The organism is Ruegeria sp. BG6 (assembly GCF_056538465.1).
The window spans coordinates 145,282-163,606 of record NZ_JBQFTB010000006.1 but is presented as its reverse complement, the minus strand read 5'-3'; the positions used below and the strand labels follow the sequence as shown (position 1 = coordinate 163,606).

Sequence of the window (18,325 nt, the reverse complement as noted above, 5' to 3'; positions counted from 1 at the left end):
TTCAGAACCTGAACACGAAAGCCCCCGGTCTATGCCGGGGGTTATCTTCTCTCAACTTCCGGAATTCAGTTCCGCGCGAAGCGCCTCGACTGCGCGGCGCTCGAAGGCGCCAAATTCGGCGGCTTTGGCCTGAATGGCCTGCACATGCGGCAGACGGGCGGTGAAATCCTCTGGCGATGCATCCGCAATCGCCTGCTGAATTTCAGCCTTGGATTCGCACAGGATCATGCCCGAAGTGTCCATGAAGTCGTCGATATTCGGGCATCCCCAGTAGATCGGCACGGTCGAACACAGGATCGCATCGATCAGCTTTTCCGAGAAGTAGTTCCGTTCCCGGACGTTCTCGATAACCACCGAGTACCGGTATTGGGCCAGACCATCGGACTTGTTCTCAAACGGTTTGTAACCCCGGCCCATTACATCGACATCCGCGCCACTTTCCCGGACCCAGTCAATCAGTTCGTGCCGCAATTCATGCCCAACCTGATCCCGTTTGGCCGACGCGATGAGGGAACAGGAGCGTTTTTTTTCAGTTTTCAGATCCTGCCAGTCCAACACCTGCGTATCGCCGTAGGGCAGGAACACGGCGTTCGGGATGGTCTGCAGAAGGATGTCGTGAAAGGTGAACACCCGGAAAAAGCGGCGATGGGTCCAGCGCAGCATCCGGTCGTGCTTGGCGTGAATGGCCGAAGGTTCCCCCATCATCAACGAAATGCGCGCGCGTGTGCCGCGGCGCAGGCGCAGATGTACGGTAGAGTTGGGGTACATGATCAGGTGATCGGTGCGCTCGAGATCGCCGATGGTCTTGCCGGTCAGGCGCTCTGGGCAGCCCTCGGGCCAGATGAGATCGGACAGGGGAACTGCCCCCAGTTTCGGACCCAGACGGTGGCCGTATGGCAAAATGGCAATCGCGGGACGGGTCATTGCAATGTCTCTTGCAGGTCGACCTGACCACGCATCAGGACATGGCCGCGACCGGCAACCCTGATCCCGGTCATCGCGTCCGGGGGGCCAATTCGCGTGACAGTCGCCTGTCCGGGGCGGCCCATGTCGTGCCCCTGCTCGGCCACAAAGGTGTCCTTCGGCATCAGGCCGTATTTCCACAGGTAAGCCGCCATGGCGCCCGTGGCCGAGCCGGTGAACGGATCCTCTGGCGGGCTGGGTGGCGCCAGCAGCAGGCGCGAGAATGTGTCACCGACAGACGTTGCACCCTTCAGCGTCACAAGGAAGGGTTCGGCCATATCTGAGCCCGAAAAACCTGCCTTCTCGGCCACCTTGCGCAGAGGCTCTTCGGACAGTTTTGCGGCCCGCAGGGCATCATGATCGCGCAACACAGTGATGCAGAACGGCAATCCGGTCGACACGAACTGGGGCGGGGAGATGATGGCGCTTTCCGAAAGGCCGATCGCGGCGGCAACAAGTTCCGCCGGCACGTGCTGGCCAAATTGGGGGGCAACCTGCGTCATCTCAATTTCATCGCCGCTCAAGCGGATCGATACGATCCCTGCCCCGGTTTCCAGCGTCAGGCAGTCACCTTCGAACAACCCGCGCGACCGCATGGCTGCTACGGTGGCGATGGTGGGATGCCCGGCAAATGGGATTTCGCGACTGGCCAGGAAGTAACGCACATGCACATCCGCGACTTCCGAAGGGCCGGTGAAGGTGCATTCCACAAGCGAGGTTTCGCGGACATAGGCCATGCACACTTCCTGCGACAGCACAGCACCACCGTGGACCACGGCACAACCGTTTCCGCCAAATGCCCGGTCGCTGAAGGCGTCTACCCAGTCAAAATCGAACCAGCTCATGCGTCACTTTCCTCGAACCATATGAATTACGGGCGCATCCGGCCCTTCCGGTTCGCATATGTCGCCGCTATGGCGGTCATTGTCACGCTAAAAACAGCCGGAGGCGGGGCCGTTCAGTGAACGGCCACCGGTGAAAAGTCATGTTCACGGGCCAGGACAAAAGCCAGTTTCCGGTCGGCGACCAGCGCCAATTGCTGTCCGTCGGAATCGTGAACCGCATAAAGCTGATCCAGATCACCAGCCTGCTCTCGCACTTCCAAGGGAAGATCGGCAACATCGACCGCTTTGACATACACGATCCGGTCGCCTTCGGTGTTAATCTCAATCGGTGTATTCATTGCTCTTACCCCTTCCTTATGTTGATCGTCTGTACCACGGTTTCCGGCACGGCGCGGGTCAGATCCACGTGCAGCAGACCGTTTTCCATGATCGCCTCGCCGACCTCGACCCCATCAGCCAGCACAAACATGCGCTGAAACTGACGCGCCGCGATGCCACGGTGCAAAAAGATACGCCCCTCGCTGTCGTCGCGTTGACGGCCCCGGATCACCAACTGGCGATCCTCGATGGTGATCGACAGATCTTCTTCCGCGAACCCGGCCACGGCCAGGGTGATGCGATACGAAAAATCCGATGTCTGTTCGATATTGTAGGGCGGGTATCCTTCGTTGCCAGCCTTTGCAGACCGTTCCAGAAGGCGTTCCAACTGCTCGAACCCCAAAAGATGCGGGTATGAGCCAAGAGTAAGTTTTGACACGTTTTCTCGTCCTTTTATGTCAAAGCGACGGGTGGTGCGGCCCCGTTGCGGCAACCGCGTGTAATAGAATATGGGAATATGCAGGGATGTCCACAAGGTCTGGCCCGATAAACCCTGACACACTATCTTGTGTGGAAAGCACCACAACTACGACTGAGTCGCCTATGAATGCGCCTACCGATCTTTCCATGAAAACTGATGAGGTTTTGCGGGTTGAACTTGAGGTGTTCCGACGTCAGCACCGCGATCTGGACGAAGCGATCGAGGCGCTGCAGGCAACGGGTACCTCGGACCAGCTGACCATCAAACGTCTTAAAAAGCAGAAACTGCGGCTGAAGGACATCATCCGGCTGATCGAGGACCGCCTGACCCCCGACATCATCGCCTGACGCATTGCCAGGCAGGTGGATTTGGCTATAGTGCGCGCTCTTTGAAAAGCCGGGGAAAATGCGGATGGGTGAGATCAAGGTAGGCATCATCATGGGCAGCCAGTCGGACTGGCCCACGATGAAGGAAGCCGCGGATATTCTGGACGAACTGGGTGTTGCCTACGAGGCGCGCATCGTGTCGGCCCACCGCACGCCGGATCGCCTGTGGGACTATGGCAAAACCGCTGTGTCGCGCGGCTTGCAGGTGATCATTGCGGGTGCCGGCGGGGCCGCGCATCTTCCGGGCATGATGGCTTCGAAGACACGGGTTCCGGTGATCGGAGTGCCGGTTCAGACGCGGGCCCTGTCGGGTGTCGATTCCCTCTATTCCATCGTTCAGATGCCGAAAGGGTTTCCGGTGGCGACCATGGCCATCGGATCGGCGGGTGGTGCCAATGCCGGGTTGATGGCTGCTGGTATCCTGGCCCTGCAGGATGCCGAACTGGCCGGACGGCTGGATGCCTGGCGCGAGGCCCTGTCGGCCTCTATCCCCGAGGAGCCCGCCGATGACTGAAGCATTGCAAACCGGGGCTCGGATCGGAATTCTGGGCGGTGGCCAGCTGGGCCGGATGCTGTCGGTCGCGGCGGCCCGACTGGGGTTTGTCACCCATGTTTATGAGCCGGGCGCGAACCCACCTGCTGGCCACGTCGCCGACCGCGTGACCACTGCCGCCTATGACAATGCCGACGCCCTGCGTGCCTTTGCCGAAGACGTGGATGTCATCACCTATGAGTTCGAGAACATCCCGACCGAGGCACTGGATCTGCTGGAAGCGCATCGCCCCATTCGCCCGGGCCGCGAAGCCCTGCGGGTCAGTCAGGACCGGCTGACCGAGAAGAGCTTTCTGCAGGGACTGGGCCTGAAAACGGCACCCTTCGCCGACATCACAGATCTGGACAGCCTGCGCGCAGCGATTGATGAGATTGGCACACCCGCCATTCTGAAAACCCGCCGGTTCGGCTATGACGGCAAAGGTCAAGCCCGGCTGCGCGCGCCCGACGACGCCGAATCCGCACTGGCCGAAATGGCGGGCGCGCCTGCTATTTTGGAAGGCTTCGTGGATTTCTCGCACGAGGTGTCCGCCATCGCCGCCCGTGGTCTGGACGGTCAGGTTGCCTGTTTCGATCCCGGTGAAAACGTCCACCGTGACGGTATCCTGCATACAACGACCGTACCGGCGCGGCTGTCGCCGTCGCAGCGAACGGATGCCGTGCTGCTGGCGGCCAATATTCTGAACGCGCTGGATTATGTCGGGGTGATGGGCGTTGAACTGTTTGTCACGGCCGAGGGTCTTATCGTCAACGAGATCGCCCCGCGTGTTCACAACTCGGGACATTGGACCCAGAATGGATGCGCCGTGGATCAGTTCGAACAGCACATCCGCGCTGTCGCAGGGTGGCCTCTGGGGGATGGCCAGCGGCATTCCGACGTGGTCATGGAGAACCTGATCGGCGCCGATATGGACCGTGTGCCCGATCTGGCCCGCGAACGGGATGTGGCGCTGCATCTCTACGGCAAGGCCGACGTCAAGGCAGGCCGCAAGATGGGCCATTTCAACCGTGTCATCCGCTGAGGGGTATCGAGCCGGCGTGCGATGCCTCAGTCGAAGCTATTCCTGAACAATAGAAAACGCAGCGCGCTTATGCCACCAGGCGCGCCGCGATGTCCCCGGACATGTAGCTGACGCGCCCACCCGCCAGAGTGGCCGCGACACGGTTGGTGGCGGTTTCCAAGATCACCAGATCGGCCCGTTTGCCCGGTGCAAGCGTGCCGCGATCCGTCAGACCCAGCACCTGCGCAGGCCCTGACGAGACCAGCGCCCAGGCCCCGGCCAAATCCAGCAGACCGCTTTTGGCCAGCATCAGGGCCGCGCGGCGCGGGCTGGGGTAATGGTAATCCGACGCCAGCGCGTCGCACAGGCCGATCGTGATCAGGTCAAGCGCGCTGGCATTGCCTTTGTGCGAGCCGCCCCGCACCACGTTCGGAGACCCCAGTATGACGTGATCACCGGCAGCACGGGCCGCCTCGGCGGCTTCCAGCGTTTCGGGAAACTCTGATATCCGGGCCCCACGCGCGCGCCAGTCTGCCCGGGCCCGGGCCGTGGCGTCGTCATGACTGCCCAACCGGACACCGCGATCGGACAGCTTGGCGCAAAGCTGTTCCAGCGCTGCCGGTACTTCCCCTGACCGGGCATGCATTTCTTGCAGCATTTCGAGATGCGCTTCAGGGCTGCGCCCGGCCTTGAGCGCCTGCCCGGTCAGACGCGGCGGTGTGCGTCCTTGCGCCAGGCGGTCATGCGGCAGATGGTCATTGAACACCACATAAGGCACCTGCCACCGGGCAATACGCTCGGGCAGGTCCGCATAGTCGTCCAGCATGTGGGTTTCAAACCGCAACTGGGGTAACAGATCCGTCACGACGGTATCCCTGACCACGGCAATCGCGTCAAAGACCTGGCCCGCAAATCCCGGGCCACGCACGCCGCCCTCCCAGCTATGGAACTGGGCCAGCACGGCTGTGGTAATACCATTGGCGGCCAGTTCCGCCTCGGCCGACACCAGACCTTCGGCCATTTGCTTCATCGCTCCGCGACGCGGCGCAAGATGACGCTCAAACCCGTCCCCGTGCAGATCGACGATCCCCGGCAGGATGGTGTATCCCGACAGATCGATCTGCCGTCCGGCCCCCGAGGACTGAATGATCCCGTCCGCCACGGCCAGTTCGGTTCGCGTCACTTCGTGACCTGACACAAGAACATCCGCCCGGGTGAAGGTCAGTTCAAGTGCGGTCATCGCGTCGGCTCCGACAGAGGTTCTGAACAGTCCTCTCCGATACAGATCTCGTCAATGACATTCATGACACCGTCGAGCCAGGTGATCTGCGGATCAAAGCGGCCAAACTCGATAAAATGCAGCGACTGCGCCATGACCCGGGGGTTGTTCATCATGAAGGTATGGGTCACAGGCAATACGATGTGATCGGCCATGCCTGCGACACGGGTGGTTCGCACTGACACCTTTCCATCATCCCGCCCCTCGATCATCGACGAAAACAAAGGGTTCAGCGAGTTTTCTCCCGCGATTACGCCAAGATCGAATTCGACCGGCGGCAACTGGCCGGGAATACCCTCCGGTCCCGTTCCCAGCGCCAACCCGGCGGGACCGTTGAGCATACCGAAGACCTCCCATGAGCCTAGTTCATCAACCAGTTGGCTGCCCTGGTTTGGCGGGCCCAGCATGACCACGCGGCCCAGGTTGTCCGGTGTATTGTCCTGCAGCCAGTACCGCAGAAGAATCCCGCCCATCGAATGGGCCACGACATTTGCGGTCTCGTCCCCGCAGGCGGCAAGGGCGCCCGGCACGGTTTGCCGGGCCAGTTCGGGTATGGGCAGATCCGTTGACGGGTAATCCGGACGCACGACTTTGTAGCCGTGGGCGCTAAACAATTGCTCCATCACCGAAAACGAAGCCTTGGTTCGCGCAAGCCCATGCAGCAAAACAACGCATTTCGCGCTGGCTAAAGATGGAGCGAGGCAAAGAAGCAATACTACCAGAAATCTCATAGCCGCCAGATAAGGCTTATCGTGGATCGTGAAAACCCCTAGCCGGTCTTCCGTCGCGATACGGCCATCGCAATGCCGCCCAGCACCGCGACGGTTCCAAAAGCCAGACGCAGACCTGCCGTTTCCCCCAGCAGTGCAATGCCAGCCGCGATAGCGATGATCGGAACGCTCAGTTGCACCACGGCCGCAGTCGCAGGCAAAAGCTGCGGCAGAACCCGATACCACAGCGCATAACCCAGCCCCGAGGTTACGGCGCCGGACAAAACCGCCAGCGCATACCCAGTGGGTTCCATCTGCCACGCTCCGCCCAACAAAAACAGCGCAACGGACGTGACCGGCAGGGCCACCACGAAATTGGCAGCTGTTCCCTGCAATGCGTCGGGCTCGGACCGGCCTGCCAGCGAATAAGCGGCCCAGCCCACACCCGCCGCTGTCATCAGCGCGGCGCCGGACAAGTTGACCTGAACAGCACCAGATGGCCACAACACATACCCAAGTCCGAAAAGCGCAATCCCCGCTCCGGCCAGCTGGCGCGCGGTGGGACCCGAACCTGACACGGCGCCAAAGGCAAACATGGAAATCTGTACAACCCCGAACAGGATCAACGCCCCCAATCCCGCATCAAGCGTCAGGTACGCCATCGAAAACCCGATCATGTAAAGCGACAGTGACCCTGCCCCGATAACCCTGCGCTTGTGAAATACCGGCAGATGCCCGCCTTGTTGCCGGACCAGCACCACCAGCATCAAGGCCCCAGACAAAACCCGCACCACGGCAAATCCCGCCGGATCGGCGGCCCCGCTGTCGATTGCCAGCCGGTTCAGGATCGAGTTCGCCGCGAAGGCGCACATGGTCAGGGTGGTCAGCAGGAACAGTCTCATATCAACCGCATAGCCGGTTCGCCGCGAACTGGACAGTCCTTTCCGCAAACACCCGGCGCTTCATCTTTTCCCAAATACTCCCGCCGGAGGCATGGCCGCATCGCGGCCATCGAAACCGAAACGGGGCCGCCCGAAGGCGACCCCGTTCCTTTGTACTGTGCGTCCCCTTGAAGCAGCCTGGCCATGTGGCCTGGCGCCTGTCGGGGCCGTCGGAATTCGCCGGAGCGAATTCGACGTCTTACATCATGCCGCCCATGCCGCCCATGTCGGGCATGCCGCCTGCGGCAGGTGCGTCTTTCTGCGGCTTGTCTGCAACCATCGCTTCAGTGGTGACCAGCAGACCGGCAACCGATGCCGCGTCTTCCAGAGCGGTACGGACAACTTTGGCCGGGTCGATCACGCCGAACGAGAACATGTCGCCATATTCTTCGGTCTGCGCGTTGAAGCCGAAGGCAGCGTCCGAAGATTCGCGAACTTTGCCTGCAACAACCGCACCGTCGACACCTGCGTTCTCGGCGATCTGGCGCAGCGGCGCTTCGATAGCTTTGCGAACGATGTTGATGCCTGCATCCTGATCAGCGTTTGCACCCTTCAGAGCTTCCAGTGCTTTACCGGCCTGAACCAGAGCAACACCACCGCCCACAACGACGCCTTCCTGAACGGCAGCGCGTGTTGCGTTCAGAGCATCGTCCACACGGTCCTTACGCTCTTTCACTTCAACTTCGGTCATGCCGCCGACGCGGATAACAGCAACACCGCCTGCCAGTTTGGCAACGCGCTCTTGCAGCTTCTCACGGTCGTAATCCGACGAGGTTTCTTCGATCTGAGTGCGGATCTGAGCAACACGTGCTTCGATCTCGGCTTTCTCGCCAGCACCGTCGACGATGGTGGTTTCGTCTTTGGTGATTTCGATCTTCTTGGCGGTGCCCAGCATGTCCATGGTGACGGACTCGAGCTTCATGCCCAGATCTTCGCTGATGACCTGACCGCCGGTCAGGATTGCGATGTCCTGCAGCATGGCTTTACGGCGGTCGCCGAAGCCCGGTGCTTTGACAGCAGCAATTTTCAGACCGCCGCGCAGTTTGTTGACAACCAGAGTTGCCAGCGCTTCGCCTTCAACGTCTTCCGCGATGATCAGCAGAGGCTTCTGCGACTGGATCACCTGCTCGAGCAGCGGAACCATCGGCTGCAGCGAGGACAGTTTCTTTTCGTGCAGCAGGATCATGCAGTCGTCGAGTTCTGCGATCATCTTGTCTGCGTTGGTGACGAAGTAAGGCGACAGGTAGCCACGGTCGAACTGCATACCTTCGACAACATCGGTCTCGGTTTCCAGACCTTTGTTTTCTTCGACGGTGATGACGCCTTCGTTGCCAACCTTCTGCATCGCGTCTGCGATCTGCTGACCGATTTCGGCTTCGCCGTTGGCCGAGATGGTGCCAACCTGAGCAACTTCTGCCGAGTCCTTGACTTCGCGCGAAGCGGCCTTGATGCCTTCAACAACCTTGGCGGTTGCCAGGTCGATGCCGCGCTTCAGGTCCATCGGGTTCAGGCCCGCTGCAACCTGCTTCAGACCTTCTTTAACGATGGCCTGTGCCAGAACGGTTGCGGTGGTGGTACCGTCACCGGCTTCATCATTGGTGCGGCTGGCGACTTCTTTCACCATCTGCGCGCCCATGTTTTCGAACTTGTCTTCCAGTTCGATTTCCTTGGCAACCGAAACACCGTCTTTGGTGATGCGCGGCGCGCCGAAGGATTTGTCCAGAACCACGTTACGGCCTTTGGGGCCCAGGGTCACTTTAACCGCGTCAGCCAGGATGTTCACACCCTTCAGCATACGGTTGCGGGCATCGGTGTCGAACTTGACGTCCTTTGCAGCCATGTCGTTTCTCCTTGAGAAATATGTTGGAAATGAAGATCAGAGAAAGCGCGTGGGCTTACTCGATGATCCCCATGATGTCGCTTTCTTTCATCATCAGCAGCTCTTCGCCGCCGACGTTGACCTCGGTGCCCGACCATTTGCCGAACAGGATCTTGTCGCCGGCTTTTACGGCCATTGCGATCAGTTCGCCGCTGTCCTTGCGTGCGCCTTCGCCGGTTGCAACGACTTCGCCTTCGCTGGGCTTTTCTTTTGCGCTGTCAGGAATGATCAGGCCGCCTGCTGTTTTCTCTTCGCTTTCAACGCGACGGACCAGCACACGGTCATGAAGCGGTTTCAATGCCATCTTTGCAGCTCCTTGGGCTCAAAGTTTGTTTATCCTCCCCTCACCTAACGGCGAGGCGTTAGCACTCGGGTCATCCGAGTGATAACGACGCATAGCTAGGGAGTTGGAAAGGCCGAGTCAACAAGATGTGAGAAACTTTTTGCGTCCGGGATTCAAGCGGGGCCGTTTCGGGCTTCAGTCCTGCTGTTCCCAGCTGTAGGCCCAGTGCTTCAGCCCCTCGGATCCACAGGCCGACAATTGGTAGACCCCCTTTTCGACTTTTTCGAACCAGCCATAGTGATTGTCGCGCATGATGCGCGTCGCCCCGGTAACTCCGGTTGCGCTGGCCACGTCAGATCCCTTGGTCGCGCCGCATTCCGCCAGATGGGCCGCACATTTCAGGGCGTCTTGGCGGTACCCGGTCACGATTCCGTGCCGCGTGGCCCCGCCCGCATTCGGGTCACCTTGCAGCCGGTCGAATTCCCGCAACAACCGCGCGGCCCTTACCTTGTTCTTGCGAGGCGCGTACGGCCCCGGGTCGCAATGCACCTCGGCCCGGCCATCTTCCCGGACGGTAATCAGGCCCAAACCCAGCCTGCGGCATAAGGACAGATTATCCCTCAGCGCCCGCCTTGCGGTCCGGCCCTTCGGTTTGCGCACACCGACATAGACCTGATCGGTTACTTTCAGGCGCGCGATCGCCTGATGAAACAGGGCCAGCGAAAACCCCAGCTTCAGCTCGACAATGACCGGATCATCGCCGTCGCGCGCGGCAACGATATCGGCTGCGCCGACCTCGCCCTTGACAGTGTATCCCTGACGCTCAAGCAACGCCTTGATCGGCGGGTATAGGTCCTGTTCGCGCTTCATCTCACCATGCTAGGCTATTCGGCCGGGATTGCCAGACGTTGCCAGTCCCTTCAGCTTGCGCATCGCCGAAAGGAAAGGCAATGTCGCGCCCGGTAGGATGACCGTCAAAGCAGGGAAAACGATGCGCCTTCTTATATTTCTGTTGTGCCTGATCTTGCCTGCCAGCCTTCACGCCGCTTGCGAAGGCCGCGACCTGAGGGCGGACATGACACCCGAGATGGCGACCCGCCTTGAACACGCCTTGGACGGCATCCCCTTTCCCGAAGGCAACCACTGGGTTGCCGTGAGGGGCGACACGGTAATGCATCTGATCGGAACCCTGCACGTCAATGACCCGCGCATGTCCGCCGTGGTCGAGCGGTTGGAACCGCTCCTGAAAGACGCCGACGCCTTTTTCTTTGAAACCTCGCAGGCCGAGATGAAAGCGTTCGAGCAGGCTCTGGCCAAGGACCCCAGCCCTTTGCTGATCACATCGGGGCCGACTCTGATTGATCTGATGTCGGCCGAGGATTGGGCCGCCCTGTCAGCCACCTTGGCCAAACGCGGCATTCCCGCCTGGACCGCCGCCAAGTTGCGCCCCTGGTTTTTGAGCCTGACATTGGGCGTGCCATCCTGCGTCGCCCAGACCCCGGACGGAGACCGCGGCATGGATGCACGCCTGTCCGAACTCGCCGATACTCACGGTATCCCGCAGCATTCGCTGGAACAGGTCGAAGATGTCATTGCGATGTTCGAGAGCCATCCGATCGAAGAACAGGCCCAGTCACTGGCCCGGCTTGCCGGCGCGCTGGAGGCCAGCGAAGACCAGTTGGCCACGATGACCAACGCCTATCTGGAAGAAAAACATGCCGAAATCATCCAGCTTTCCTTGCTGCAGGGGTTCGACGCATCAGGTCTGACGCAGGAAGAATTTGATGCCGAATGGAAGGCGTTCGAGCAGCAATTGCTGATCCAGCGCAACGACAACTGGCTGAAGCACATTCTGGAACTGAAGAACCAAACGGCCGTCATCGCCGTGGGTGCGGGGCATCTGGCAGGTCAGCAGGGGTTGTTGCATCAATTACAGCTTGCGGGCTTCACGCTGACCCGCGCGCCCTTTTGATCTGACAGTCAGATTTGACGAACAGTCGCATCTGGCGCACAGCCGGGTGACAAGCCTGTCTGTCCACCCTATAAGGCCCGCAAAATCCCATTTCTGCAGGACACTGACATGACAATCCAGGTTTTCGGCCACAAGTCCCCCGACACTGACTCGACCGGCTCGCCCATTCTGTGGGCCTGGTATCTGAACGAAATCCAGGGCGAGAAAGCCGAGCCGGTGCTGCTGGGCGAGCCCAATACCGAAGCCGCCTTCATGCTGCGCCACTGGGATCTGCCGAAACCGCGGATCATCGATGACGTGAGTGAGGGCGCTCCGGTCGTCATCGTCGACACCAACAACCCCGCCGAGCTGCCTGCCGGTATCAACGGCGCCGATATCCGCGCCATCATCGACCACCACAAGCTGGTCGGCGGCCTGGAAACCAAAGGCCCAATCGACATTACTGTTCGCCCGCTGGCCTGCACCGCAACCATCATGATCGACCTGATCGGGGATGACGCGGCCAAGATGCCTGACGCCATCAAAGGCGCGGCGCTGACTTGCATCCTGTCCGATACGCTGGAGTTCCGCTCGCCCACAACAACACCGCGCGATCGTGCGGTCGCGGAAAAGCTCGCCGCCGAACTTGAGTTGGATATTTCGGAATACGCTGCCGACATGTTCGCCGCGAAGTCGGACGTTTCGTCCTTTTCCGACGCGGAATTGATCCGCATGGACAGCAAGGAATACGAGGTCGACGGCACCAAATTCCGCGTCTCAGTTCTTGAAACCACCGCGCCCGGTGTGGTTCTGGACCGCAAGGACAGCCTGGCAGGTTCGATGGCGGATGTCGCCCGGGAAGATGGTGTGGATCAGGTTCTGCTGTTCGTTGTGGACATCCTGAACGAAGAAGCCACCCTGTTGGTTCCGAACGATCTGGTCAAATCCGTGGCCGAAAAAAGCTTTGGTGCCTCGGTCGACGGCGATGCCGTGGTTCTGCCCGGCATCATGAGCCGCAAGAAACAGATCATCCCGAACCTCAAGGTCTGACACCGAACTCTTTACAGATTGTCAGGCGCCCTTATCGGGCGCCTGTTTTTTTTGCGAGGCTCTGCCTCGCGCTCCGGGATATTTTTGGCCAGATGAAGTTTGGATCCCCTGCTTCATCTGGCTGAAAGCATCCTGGGGGAGACGCCCGAAGGGCGGCGGGGGCAAAGCCCCTACTGGCCAAACCGGTATTCCTCTGCCATAGGCTTTGATGACTTTCCCACCGCGTCAACAGGGTCCTGACATGACACAGATCATCCAATCGCTTGCCGAGGTTTCCGACCGCTACAAAGCTCTGTTCGTCGACCTGTGGGGCTGCGTGCACAATGGCATTACAGCCTTCCCCGAAGCGGTTGCTGCGCTGCAATCTTACCGCGCGTCGGGTGGTTTGGTGGTTCTGGTCACAAACTCACCAAAACCCCGTGCCGGTGTGGCAGTGCAACTGACGCAGTTCAACGTACCGGCCGACGCCTATGACACTATCGCCACCAGTGGCGACTCGGCCCGGTCAGCCATGTTCCGGGGCACGGTTGGCCAGAAAGTCTATTTCATGGGCGAATGGGAGCGCGACGAAGGGTTCTTTGAACCACTCAAGCTGTTGCATCACCCAATCCAGATCGAACGGGTGCCGCTGGATGAAGCCGAAGGAATTGTTTGCTGCGGCCCGTTCGACCCCATGGCGGACCCGGCGGTCAACCGGCCCGATTTTCTGTACGCCAAACAAAAAGGGCTGAAGCTGCTCTGCGCAAACCCCGATATTGTCGTGGATCGTGGTGAAGTACGGGAATGGTGTGCAGGGGCTCTGGCCCGCCTTTACACCGAAATGGGCGGTGAGAGCCTGTATTTTGGCAAACCTCATCCGCCGATTTACGATTTGGCCCGGCGCAGGCTGCAGGAACTGGGCGCAGACATTGCCGATGCCGATATTCTGGCAATCGGTGATGGTCCACATACGGACATCGCCGGCGGTATGGGGGAAGGTATTGATTCCCTGTTCATATCCGGCGGTCTGGCTGCATCCGAGACAAAAACGTCATACCAGCCTGACCCGGATGCGCTAAACAGCTATATTGAAAAAGAAAAAATAAACCCAACCTATTCGATCGGCCGTCTGAGGTAATAAAATAGGGCTTGATTTTCTGCACTTGCGAAGTAATAAAGTTGCCAATCGATGGCTACGGGCGGTTTTTTATTTCTCCGCCAACTGCAAGTGAGGGCAACATGTTGGACAATCTTCCGCGCGGAACGATCTGTATCGAAGACATTGAAATGGGCATGAGCCGCCACCTGCGCAAAGTGGTGACGGACGAGGACATCGAGATGTTTGCCCAGGTGTCGACCGACCGGAACCCGGTTCATCTGGACGACGATTATGCCCGCGACACGATTTTCGAAGGGCGCATCGCGCATGGGATGCTGACGGCCGGCCTGATTTCGGCGGTAATCGGTGAGCAGCTGCCCGGTCACGGTACCGTATACATGGGCCAGTCGCTGAAGTTTCTGGCTCCGGTCCGCCCCGGCGACATGGTTTATGCCGAGGTCAAGGTCATCGACATCGACTTCTCGAAGCGGCGCGTCAAGCTGGACTGCCATTGTTCTGTCGAAGGCAAAAAGGTTTTGGTTGGCGAAGCCATGGTTCTGGCCCCCTCGCGGAAATTCGACTGAGGCGAACTCTGTCTGATCTGCTATCGGCAGGTCTTGAACCCGCCTCTCAGTCCCGCTAGGCAGACGCCATGCGCATCATCCGGGATTTTCAGTTTGTCGAGCCTCAGGACCGGGGCGCCAGCGTGGCGATCGGGAATTTTGACGGCGTTCATATCGGCCATCAGTCGGTCATCGAACTGGCGCGCAAAGCCGCGCCGGATGCGCCCTTGGGTGTCATGACGTTCGAGCCGCATCCGCGCGAGTTTTTCGCGCCAGACAGCCCCCCTTTCCGCCTGATGCGCGGCAACAGCAGGGCGCATCGGCTGGAAAAGCTCGGGGTGCAGAAGCTGTATGAGCTGCCCTTCAACAGTGCGCTGGCCGGCCTGACCCCCGAGGAATTCGCGCGCGATGTCATTTGCAAAGGCTTGGGTCTGGCGCATGTGGTGGTGGGGGCCGATTTCTGTTTTGGCAAGGGACGCAGCGGCACAGCCGATGACATGGTCCGGTTTGGCCGGGACATGGGGTTTGGGGTCACCATCGCGCCGCTGAAGGAACGGTCCGAGCATGTGGTCTCATCCACCGCGATCCGACAGGCGCTGAGTGACGGACGCCCGCGCGACGCCGCCTCGATGCTGGGTCACTGGCACCGGATCGAAGGCGAGGTCATCGGCGGGGAACAACGCGGGCGCGAACTGGGTTTTCCGACGGCCAACATGTCCATCGAAGGGCTGCACCCGCCGAAATTCGGCGTCTACGCGGTGCTGGTTGACGTTCTGGATGGACCCAATCAGGGCAGCTATCGCGGTGCCGCATCTGTTGGGACACGCCCGATGTTCAATGGCGCAGTGCCGAATATTGAGACCTTTCTGTTCGACTTCTCGGGCGATCTTTACGGGGCCACATTGTCGGTGGGGCTGGTGGACTATCTGCGCCCGGAAATGACGTTTGAGAGGCTGGACGGGCTGGTCGCGCAGATGGATGCGGATTGTGCCCGTGCCCGCGAGGTTCTGGCGGGCCAATGAAACAAGACCCGATCGAACGCGGCGGCCTGTCGCATCGTTTTTGGGAGCGTAAGCCCCTGCGTCGCCTGAACCAGCGCGAATGGGAGGCCCTGTGTGATGGCTGCGGCAAATGCTGCCTGAACAAGCTGGAAGATGAAGACACGGGCGAGGTCGCCCTGACCTGCGTCGCCTGCCGCCTGCTGGACGACGAAAGCTGCCGGTGCACGCAATATGACATCCGCCATCAGTTCGTGCCGGAATGCATCGTGATGACCCCGGACAATATTGACGATCACGCCTATTGGCTGCCACAGACCTGTGCCTACCGGCTGCTGTGGGAAGGCAAGCCCTTGTATGACTGGCACCCCTTGATATCGGGGACGCCGGACAGCGTTCATGCCGCCGGGGTTTCCGTTCAGGGGCGCACCGTGTCCGAATTCGAAACCCCTCTGGAAGAGTGGGAAGACCATATTATCGAGGAGCCCGTCTGATGTTTTTCGCCTCTGACAATTCCGGACCAGTCCATCCTGAAGTGCTGACCGCGCTGAGTGAAGCCAATCATGGCTATCAGATGGCGTATGGCGCCGACACGCTGATGAACGAGGTGCGCGACCGGATCCGGGGCGTCTTCGAGGCGCCGGGCGCGGCGGTATACCTGGTGGCGACAGGCACGGCTGCAAACTCGCTGGCGCTGGCGACACTGGCGAACCCTTGGGACACCGTCTTTTGCTCGCCCGTCGCCCACATTCACGAGGATGAGTGCAACGCGCCCGAGTTCTACAGTGGCGCCAAGCTGACGCTGGTGCCCGGTGGCGACAAGATGCAGCCTGAGGCATTGCGCAGCAGTATTCTGGGAGAGGAGACCCGCGGCGTACATGGTCCGCAGCGCGGCCCTGTATCGATCACTCAGGTCACCGAGCGCGGGTCTGTCTATTCGCTCGCCGAATTGCAGGGGCTGTGCGGTGTTGCACGGGAATACGGCCTGCCGGTGCATCTGGACGGGGCACGGTTCGCCAATGCTCTGGTCGCGCTGAACTGTTCGCCTGCCGAAATGACGTGGAAAGCCGGGGTGGACGCCGTAAGCTTTGGCGGCACCAAGAACGGGCTAATGGGCGTCGAAGCCATTGTTTTCTTTGACGAAAGCAAAGCATGGGAATTCGAATTGCGCCGCAAGCGGGGCGCGCATCTGTTTTCCAAACACCGCTATCTGTCCGCGCAGATGGCGGCCTATCTGCGGGACGATCTGTGGCTGCGCGCAGCCCGGCAGGCAAACGCGAATTGCGCAAAGCTGGCGGCAGGATTGCAGGCGGCCGGTGCGGATTTCCTGCACGAGCCGCAAGCCAATATCGTTTTCGTCCGTTTCCCGAGGCACCTGCATCGTCGCCTGCACGAAAAGGGCGCAGTCTATCACATGTGGGGTGATGAACTGGACGGGGCGGACGAGGACGAGATGCTGGCCTGCCGCCTTGTCTGCGACTGGTCCATCAGTGCGGAACAGATCGACCGGTTTCTGGCCCTTTTCTGACGGTCGTCGGGGGCGCCGCCCCCGCCGCAGAAAATTCAGACAGAAGAGGCTAGCGGAATGCGGAAGAACTCCGACAGGCTGCGCGCCGTCTCTTTTGGATGGGAAATCGGCAGCATGTGCCCTGCCCCCGGGATGATTTCGGTGGTTGCCGCAGGCAGACGGCGTTGCAGGCTGTTGCATATTGCGGGTATGACCGGGTGCGTCAGCGATCCGCTGAGGATCCGGACCGGCATTTGGGCGCGTTCCAGTTTTCCCGATTGCAACAGGCCCGCACCGTCCTCGTATAGGGCATTGTTGGAGGCCGGGACTACATGCACCCCGCGGATCATTGCGGCGCGGGTACGGTCGGGCAGATCCGCCCAGCGGGGGCTGTCCTGTATGCTCCACATGCGGTTGAACAGGCGGGCTGCCTGCGATGCGTTGCCTGTGGCGAGCGCGGAGACAAAGGGTTCTGCATCTCGCTCATGCTGATCGTAGAGGTCCGGGGCATCCAGCTTTGCCAGGGCAAAAAAGACCGGCTCAATCAGAATAGCGCGGCGCACGAGGTCGGGGTGTTCGACTGCCAGGCGCAACGCAATCATCGCACCAAAGGAGTGGCCGATCACATCCATCGGTTTTTGCAACTGGCTGGCCGCCAGTTCGGTCATCCGGTCAAAAAAGTCGCCGCGCCCGTCCCAATCGGGGCTGCGACCGTGTGACAGCATGTCCGGCGCAATCAGGCTTGCCTTCCCGCTCAGCGCAGCTGCAAGGCCCGACCAGGCGCCGGAATGGGCAATGGTGCAGTGCAGGGCGAGCATCTGATGCGCGCCCTTGCCCAGTGTTCGCACAAAGACATCTTGCGGCACGGAACGGCCTGTCATGCCTACAGCGTCGCCAGGTGCCGGTCCAGATCGTCCAGCCTGTCCTGCCCCCAGAACCTCTGGTCATCCGGGGTGATATAAAACGGCGCGCCGAACACGCCGCGATCAACGGCCTCTTCAAGATTGGCGGCGTAGGTTTCCGCACCCACAAGCAGGCCGCTGTCGGCAAGTCCGGGATCGAACCCGGCCTTTGACAGGCAATCGCGGATCACATCATCCTGAGCGATGTCCTTTTCCTCCGCCCAGCAGGCACGCAGGATCGAATGGCAAAGCTGCCCGACATCGCCGGACCCGTCCTGAACGGCGGCGATCACGGCGTAGGATGACGGGGCCATATTCGTTGGCCAGTGCGCGGGTTGCAGGTTGAATTCCATTCCCAGATTTCTGGACTGGCGGAGCAATTCCTGGGCCCGGTATTCGATGCGAGAAATGTGCCGATCCTTCGGCGGAACCCCACCAGTGCGCGAGAACAGAGCGATAATGTCCAACGGCTTGTAGTTGATCGTCGCACCGTGCTTGGCCGCGATCTCTTCCAGCCGGGTTCCGGCCAGATAGGAATAGGGCGAGAGTGTCGCAAAATAGTAGTCAATCTGGGTCATGTGCACTTTCTCCGCTGCGTTACCTTTGCGGGACGGTAAGGCCATGCTAAGCGGTGTCAA

At 60.4% G+C, this 18,325-nt stretch carries 22 protein-coding genes; 10 read left to right on the top strand and 12 right to left on the bottom strand.

Going from position 1 to position 18,325, the window contains the following annotated elements; all coding sequences use genetic code 11:
- Positions 1–51: 51 nt before the first annotated feature.
- From ACR0JW_RS12940 to ACR0JW_RS12925, 4 genes are all read right to left on the bottom strand, one after another.
- Positions 52–924 carry a glycosyltransferase family 10 domain-containing protein gene (locus ACR0JW_RS12940; RefSeq protein ID WP_170680915.1) on the bottom strand — a complete coding sequence of 291 codons (873 nt, stop codon included), beginning with the start codon at positions 922–924 and terminating at the stop codon, positions 52–54.
- Entirely contained in the window at positions 921–1,808 is an 888-nt protein-coding gene (locus ACR0JW_RS12935) for a PhzF family phenazine biosynthesis protein (RefSeq protein ID WP_170680917.1), read from the bottom strand. The genes ACR0JW_RS12940 and ACR0JW_RS12935 overlap by 4 nt, the downstream gene beginning before the upstream one ends.
- 113 nt (positions 1,809–1,921) lie before the next feature.
- Positions 1,922–2,146 (bottom strand): DUF1150 family protein, encoded by a 225-nt coding sequence (locus ACR0JW_RS12930; RefSeq protein WP_170614745.1) that lies wholly within the window; start codon positions 2,144–2,146, stop codon positions 1,922–1,924.
- A 5-nt stretch (positions 2,147–2,151) separates the two neighbouring features.
- On the bottom strand, positions 2,152–2,565 hold the full coding sequence (locus tag ACR0JW_RS12925) for an Hsp20 family protein (protein WP_058275530.1): 414 nt from the start codon (positions 2,563–2,565) through the stop codon (positions 2,152–2,154).
- A 164-nt stretch (positions 2,566–2,729) separates the two neighbouring features.
- Here ACR0JW_RS12925 and ACR0JW_RS12920 point away from each other — a divergent pair, with 164 nt between their 5' ends.
- From ACR0JW_RS12920 to ACR0JW_RS12910, 3 genes are all read left to right on the top strand, one after another.
- Entirely contained in the window at positions 2,730–2,954 is a 225-nt protein-coding gene (locus tag ACR0JW_RS12920) for a YdcH family protein (RefSeq protein ID WP_037308505.1), read from the top strand.
- A gap of 64 nt (positions 2,955–3,018) precedes the next feature.
- Complete coding sequence (gene purE, locus ACR0JW_RS12915; RefSeq protein WP_170614746.1) at positions 3,019–3,507, top strand: 5-(carboxyamino)imidazole ribonucleotide mutase; 489 nt, start codon at positions 3,019–3,021, stop codon at positions 3,505–3,507.
- A complete protein-coding gene (locus tag ACR0JW_RS12910; RefSeq protein WP_170680919.1) occupies positions 3,500–4,567 on the top strand; it encodes a 5-(carboxyamino)imidazole ribonucleotide synthase in 1,068 nt (355 codons plus the stop codon). The genes purE and ACR0JW_RS12910 overlap by 8 nt, the downstream gene beginning before the upstream one ends.
- A 67-nt stretch (positions 4,568–4,634) precedes the next feature.
- Here ACR0JW_RS12910 and ACR0JW_RS12905 read toward each other — a convergent pair whose 3' ends face one another.
- The 6 genes from ACR0JW_RS12905 to ACR0JW_RS12880 form a co-directional block, all read right to left on the bottom strand.
- Positions 4,635–5,786 (bottom strand): alpha-D-ribose 1-methylphosphonate 5-triphosphate diphosphatase, encoded by a 1,152-nt coding sequence (locus ACR0JW_RS12905; RefSeq protein WP_480714022.1) that lies wholly within the window; start codon positions 5,784–5,786, stop codon positions 4,635–4,637.
- Positions 5,783–6,556 carry an alpha/beta fold hydrolase gene (locus ACR0JW_RS12900; protein ID WP_170614749.1) on the bottom strand — a complete coding sequence of 258 codons (774 nt, stop codon included), beginning with the start codon at positions 6,554–6,556 and terminating at the stop codon, positions 5,783–5,785. Before ACR0JW_RS12900 ends, ACR0JW_RS12905 begins: the two co-directional genes overlap by 4 nt.
- Positions 6,557–6,594: 38 nt before the next feature.
- Positions 6,595–7,437: a DMT family transporter gene (locus tag ACR0JW_RS12895; protein WP_170680921.1), complete on the bottom strand. Its 843-nt coding sequence runs from the start codon at positions 7,435–7,437 to the stop codon at positions 6,595–6,597.
- 238 nt (positions 7,438–7,675) lie between these two features.
- Positions 7,676–9,316 (bottom strand): chaperonin GroEL, encoded by a 1,641-nt coding sequence (gene groL, locus ACR0JW_RS12890; protein WP_170614751.1) that lies wholly within the window; start codon positions 9,314–9,316, stop codon positions 7,676–7,678.
- Between the two features lie 55 nt (positions 9,317–9,371).
- Positions 9,372–9,659, bottom strand: coding sequence for a co-chaperone GroES (locus tag ACR0JW_RS12885; protein ID WP_170614752.1), 288 nt, complete (start codon positions 9,657–9,659; stop codon positions 9,372–9,374).
- A 174-nt stretch (positions 9,660–9,833) separates the two neighbouring features.
- Entirely contained in the window at positions 9,834–10,508 is a 675-nt protein-coding gene (locus ACR0JW_RS12880; protein WP_170614753.1) for a DUF2161 family putative PD-(D/E)XK-type phosphodiesterase, read from the bottom strand.
- A 121-nt stretch (positions 10,509–10,629) separates the two neighbouring features.
- Between ACR0JW_RS12880 and ACR0JW_RS12875 the strand changes: the two genes are divergently transcribed.
- The 7 genes from ACR0JW_RS12875 to ACR0JW_RS12845 all read left to right on the top strand — a co-directional run bounded on the left by ACR0JW_RS12875 (position 10,630) and on the right by ACR0JW_RS12845 (position 16,806).
- Positions 10,630–11,610, top strand: a complete 981-nt coding sequence (locus ACR0JW_RS12875) for a TraB/GumN family protein (RefSeq protein ID WP_170614754.1) — start codon at positions 10,630–10,632, stop codon at positions 11,608–11,610.
- A 108-nt stretch (positions 11,611–11,718) separates the two neighbouring features.
- Positions 11,719–12,639: a manganese-dependent inorganic pyrophosphatase gene (locus tag ACR0JW_RS12870; RefSeq protein WP_170680923.1), complete on the top strand. Its 921-nt coding sequence runs from the start codon at positions 11,719–11,721 to the stop codon at positions 12,637–12,639.
- A 241-nt stretch (positions 12,640–12,880) separates the two neighbouring features.
- Complete coding sequence (locus ACR0JW_RS12865; RefSeq protein ID WP_170680925.1) at positions 12,881–13,756, top strand: TIGR01459 family HAD-type hydrolase; 876 nt, start codon at positions 12,881–12,883, stop codon at positions 13,754–13,756.
- A gap of 101 nt (positions 13,757–13,857) precedes the next feature.
- Positions 13,858–14,301: a MaoC family dehydratase gene (locus ACR0JW_RS12860; protein ID WP_170614757.1), complete on the top strand. Its 444-nt coding sequence runs from the start codon at positions 13,858–13,860 to the stop codon at positions 14,299–14,301.
- Between the two features lie 68 nt (positions 14,302–14,369).
- A complete protein-coding gene (locus tag ACR0JW_RS12855) occupies positions 14,370–15,302 on the top strand; it encodes a bifunctional riboflavin kinase/FAD synthetase (protein WP_170680927.1) in 933 nt (310 codons plus the stop codon).
- Positions 15,299–15,772 (top strand): YcgN family cysteine cluster protein, encoded by a 474-nt coding sequence (locus ACR0JW_RS12850; protein WP_170614759.1) that lies wholly within the window; start codon positions 15,299–15,301, stop codon positions 15,770–15,772. The genes ACR0JW_RS12855 and ACR0JW_RS12850 overlap by 4 nt, the downstream gene beginning before the upstream one ends.
- Positions 15,772–16,806, top strand: a complete 1,035-nt coding sequence (locus ACR0JW_RS12845) for a beta-eliminating lyase-related protein (RefSeq protein WP_170680929.1) — start codon at positions 15,772–15,774, stop codon at positions 16,804–16,806. Before ACR0JW_RS12850 ends, ACR0JW_RS12845 begins: the two co-directional genes overlap by 1 nt.
- Before the next feature lie 35 nt (positions 16,807–16,841).
- Here ACR0JW_RS12845 and ACR0JW_RS12840 read toward each other — a convergent pair whose 3' ends face one another.
- Together ACR0JW_RS12840 and ACR0JW_RS12835 are read right to left on the bottom strand one after the other, a co-directional pair.
- Positions 16,842–17,666, bottom strand: coding sequence for an alpha/beta fold hydrolase (locus tag ACR0JW_RS12840; protein WP_170680931.1), 825 nt, complete (start codon positions 17,664–17,666; stop codon positions 16,842–16,844).
- 2 nt (positions 17,667–17,668) lie between these two features.
- Positions 17,669–18,265, bottom strand: a complete 597-nt coding sequence (locus ACR0JW_RS12835) for a 2-hydroxychromene-2-carboxylate isomerase (RefSeq protein WP_170680933.1) — start codon at positions 18,263–18,265, stop codon at positions 17,669–17,671.
- Between the last annotated feature and the right edge of the window lie 60 nt (positions 18,266–18,325).

Excerpts from the sequence above, each read along its gene's own strand:
- ACR0JW_RS12940 (WP_170680915.1), bottom strand. The coding sequence starts at position 924 with ATGACCCGTCCCGCGATTGCCATTTTGCCATACGGCCACCGTCTGGGT.
- ACR0JW_RS12935 (WP_170680917.1), bottom strand. The coding sequence starts at position 1,808 with ATGAGCTGGTTCGATTTTGACTGGGTAGACGCCTTCAGCGACCGGGCA.
- ACR0JW_RS12930 (WP_170614745.1), bottom strand. The coding sequence starts at position 2,146 with ATGAATACACCGATTGAGATTAACACCGAAGGCGACCGGATCGTGTAT.
- ACR0JW_RS12920 (WP_037308505.1), top strand. The coding sequence starts at position 2,730 with ATGAATGCGCCTACCGATCTTTCCATGAAAACTGATGAGGTTTTGCGG.
- purE (WP_170614746.1), top strand. The coding sequence starts at position 3,019 with ATGGGTGAGATCAAGGTAGGCATCATCATGGGCAGCCAGTCGGACTGG.
- ACR0JW_RS12910 (WP_170680919.1), top strand. The coding sequence starts at position 3,500 with ATGACTGAAGCATTGCAAACCGGGGCTCGGATCGGAATTCTGGGCGGT.
- ACR0JW_RS12905 (WP_480714022.1), bottom strand. The coding sequence starts at position 5,786 with ATGACCGCACTTGAACTGACCTTCACCCGGGCGGATGTTCTTGTGTCA.
- ACR0JW_RS12900 (WP_170614749.1), bottom strand. The coding sequence starts at position 6,556 with ATGAGATTTCTGGTAGTATTGCTTCTTTGCCTCGCTCCATCTTTAGCC.
- ACR0JW_RS12895 (WP_170680921.1), bottom strand. The coding sequence starts at position 7,437 with ATGAGACTGTTCCTGCTGACCACCCTGACCATGTGCGCCTTCGCGGCG.
- groL (WP_170614751.1), bottom strand. The coding sequence starts at position 9,316 with ATGGCTGCAAAGGACGTCAAGTTCGACACCGATGCCCGCAACCGTATG.
- ACR0JW_RS12885 (WP_170614752.1), bottom strand. The coding sequence starts at position 9,659 with ATGGCATTGAAACCGCTTCATGACCGTGTGCTGGTCCGTCGCGTTGAA.
- ACR0JW_RS12880 (WP_170614753.1), bottom strand. The coding sequence starts at position 10,508 with ATGAAGCGCGAACAGGACCTATACCCGCCGATCAAGGCGTTGCTTGAG.
- ACR0JW_RS12875 (WP_170614754.1), top strand. The coding sequence starts at position 10,630 with ATGCGCCTTCTTATATTTCTGTTGTGCCTGATCTTGCCTGCCAGCCTT.
- ACR0JW_RS12870 (WP_170680923.1), top strand. The coding sequence starts at position 11,719 with ATGACAATCCAGGTTTTCGGCCACAAGTCCCCCGACACTGACTCGACC.
- ACR0JW_RS12865 (WP_170680925.1), top strand. The coding sequence starts at position 12,881 with ATGACACAGATCATCCAATCGCTTGCCGAGGTTTCCGACCGCTACAAA.
- ACR0JW_RS12860 (WP_170614757.1), top strand. The coding sequence starts at position 13,858 with ATGTTGGACAATCTTCCGCGCGGAACGATCTGTATCGAAGACATTGAA.
- ACR0JW_RS12855 (WP_170680927.1), top strand. The coding sequence starts at position 14,370 with ATGCGCATCATCCGGGATTTTCAGTTTGTCGAGCCTCAGGACCGGGGC.
- ACR0JW_RS12850 (WP_170614759.1), top strand. The coding sequence starts at position 15,299 with ATGAAACAAGACCCGATCGAACGCGGCGGCCTGTCGCATCGTTTTTGG.
- ACR0JW_RS12845 (WP_170680929.1), top strand. The coding sequence starts at position 15,772 with ATGTTTTTCGCCTCTGACAATTCCGGACCAGTCCATCCTGAAGTGCTG.
- ACR0JW_RS12840 (WP_170680931.1), bottom strand. The coding sequence starts at position 17,666 with ATGACAGGCCGTTCCGTGCCGCAAGATGTCTTTGTGCGAACACTGGGC.
- ACR0JW_RS12835 (WP_170680933.1), bottom strand. The coding sequence starts at position 18,265 with ATGACCCAGATTGACTACTATTTTGCGACACTCTCGCCCTATTCCTAT.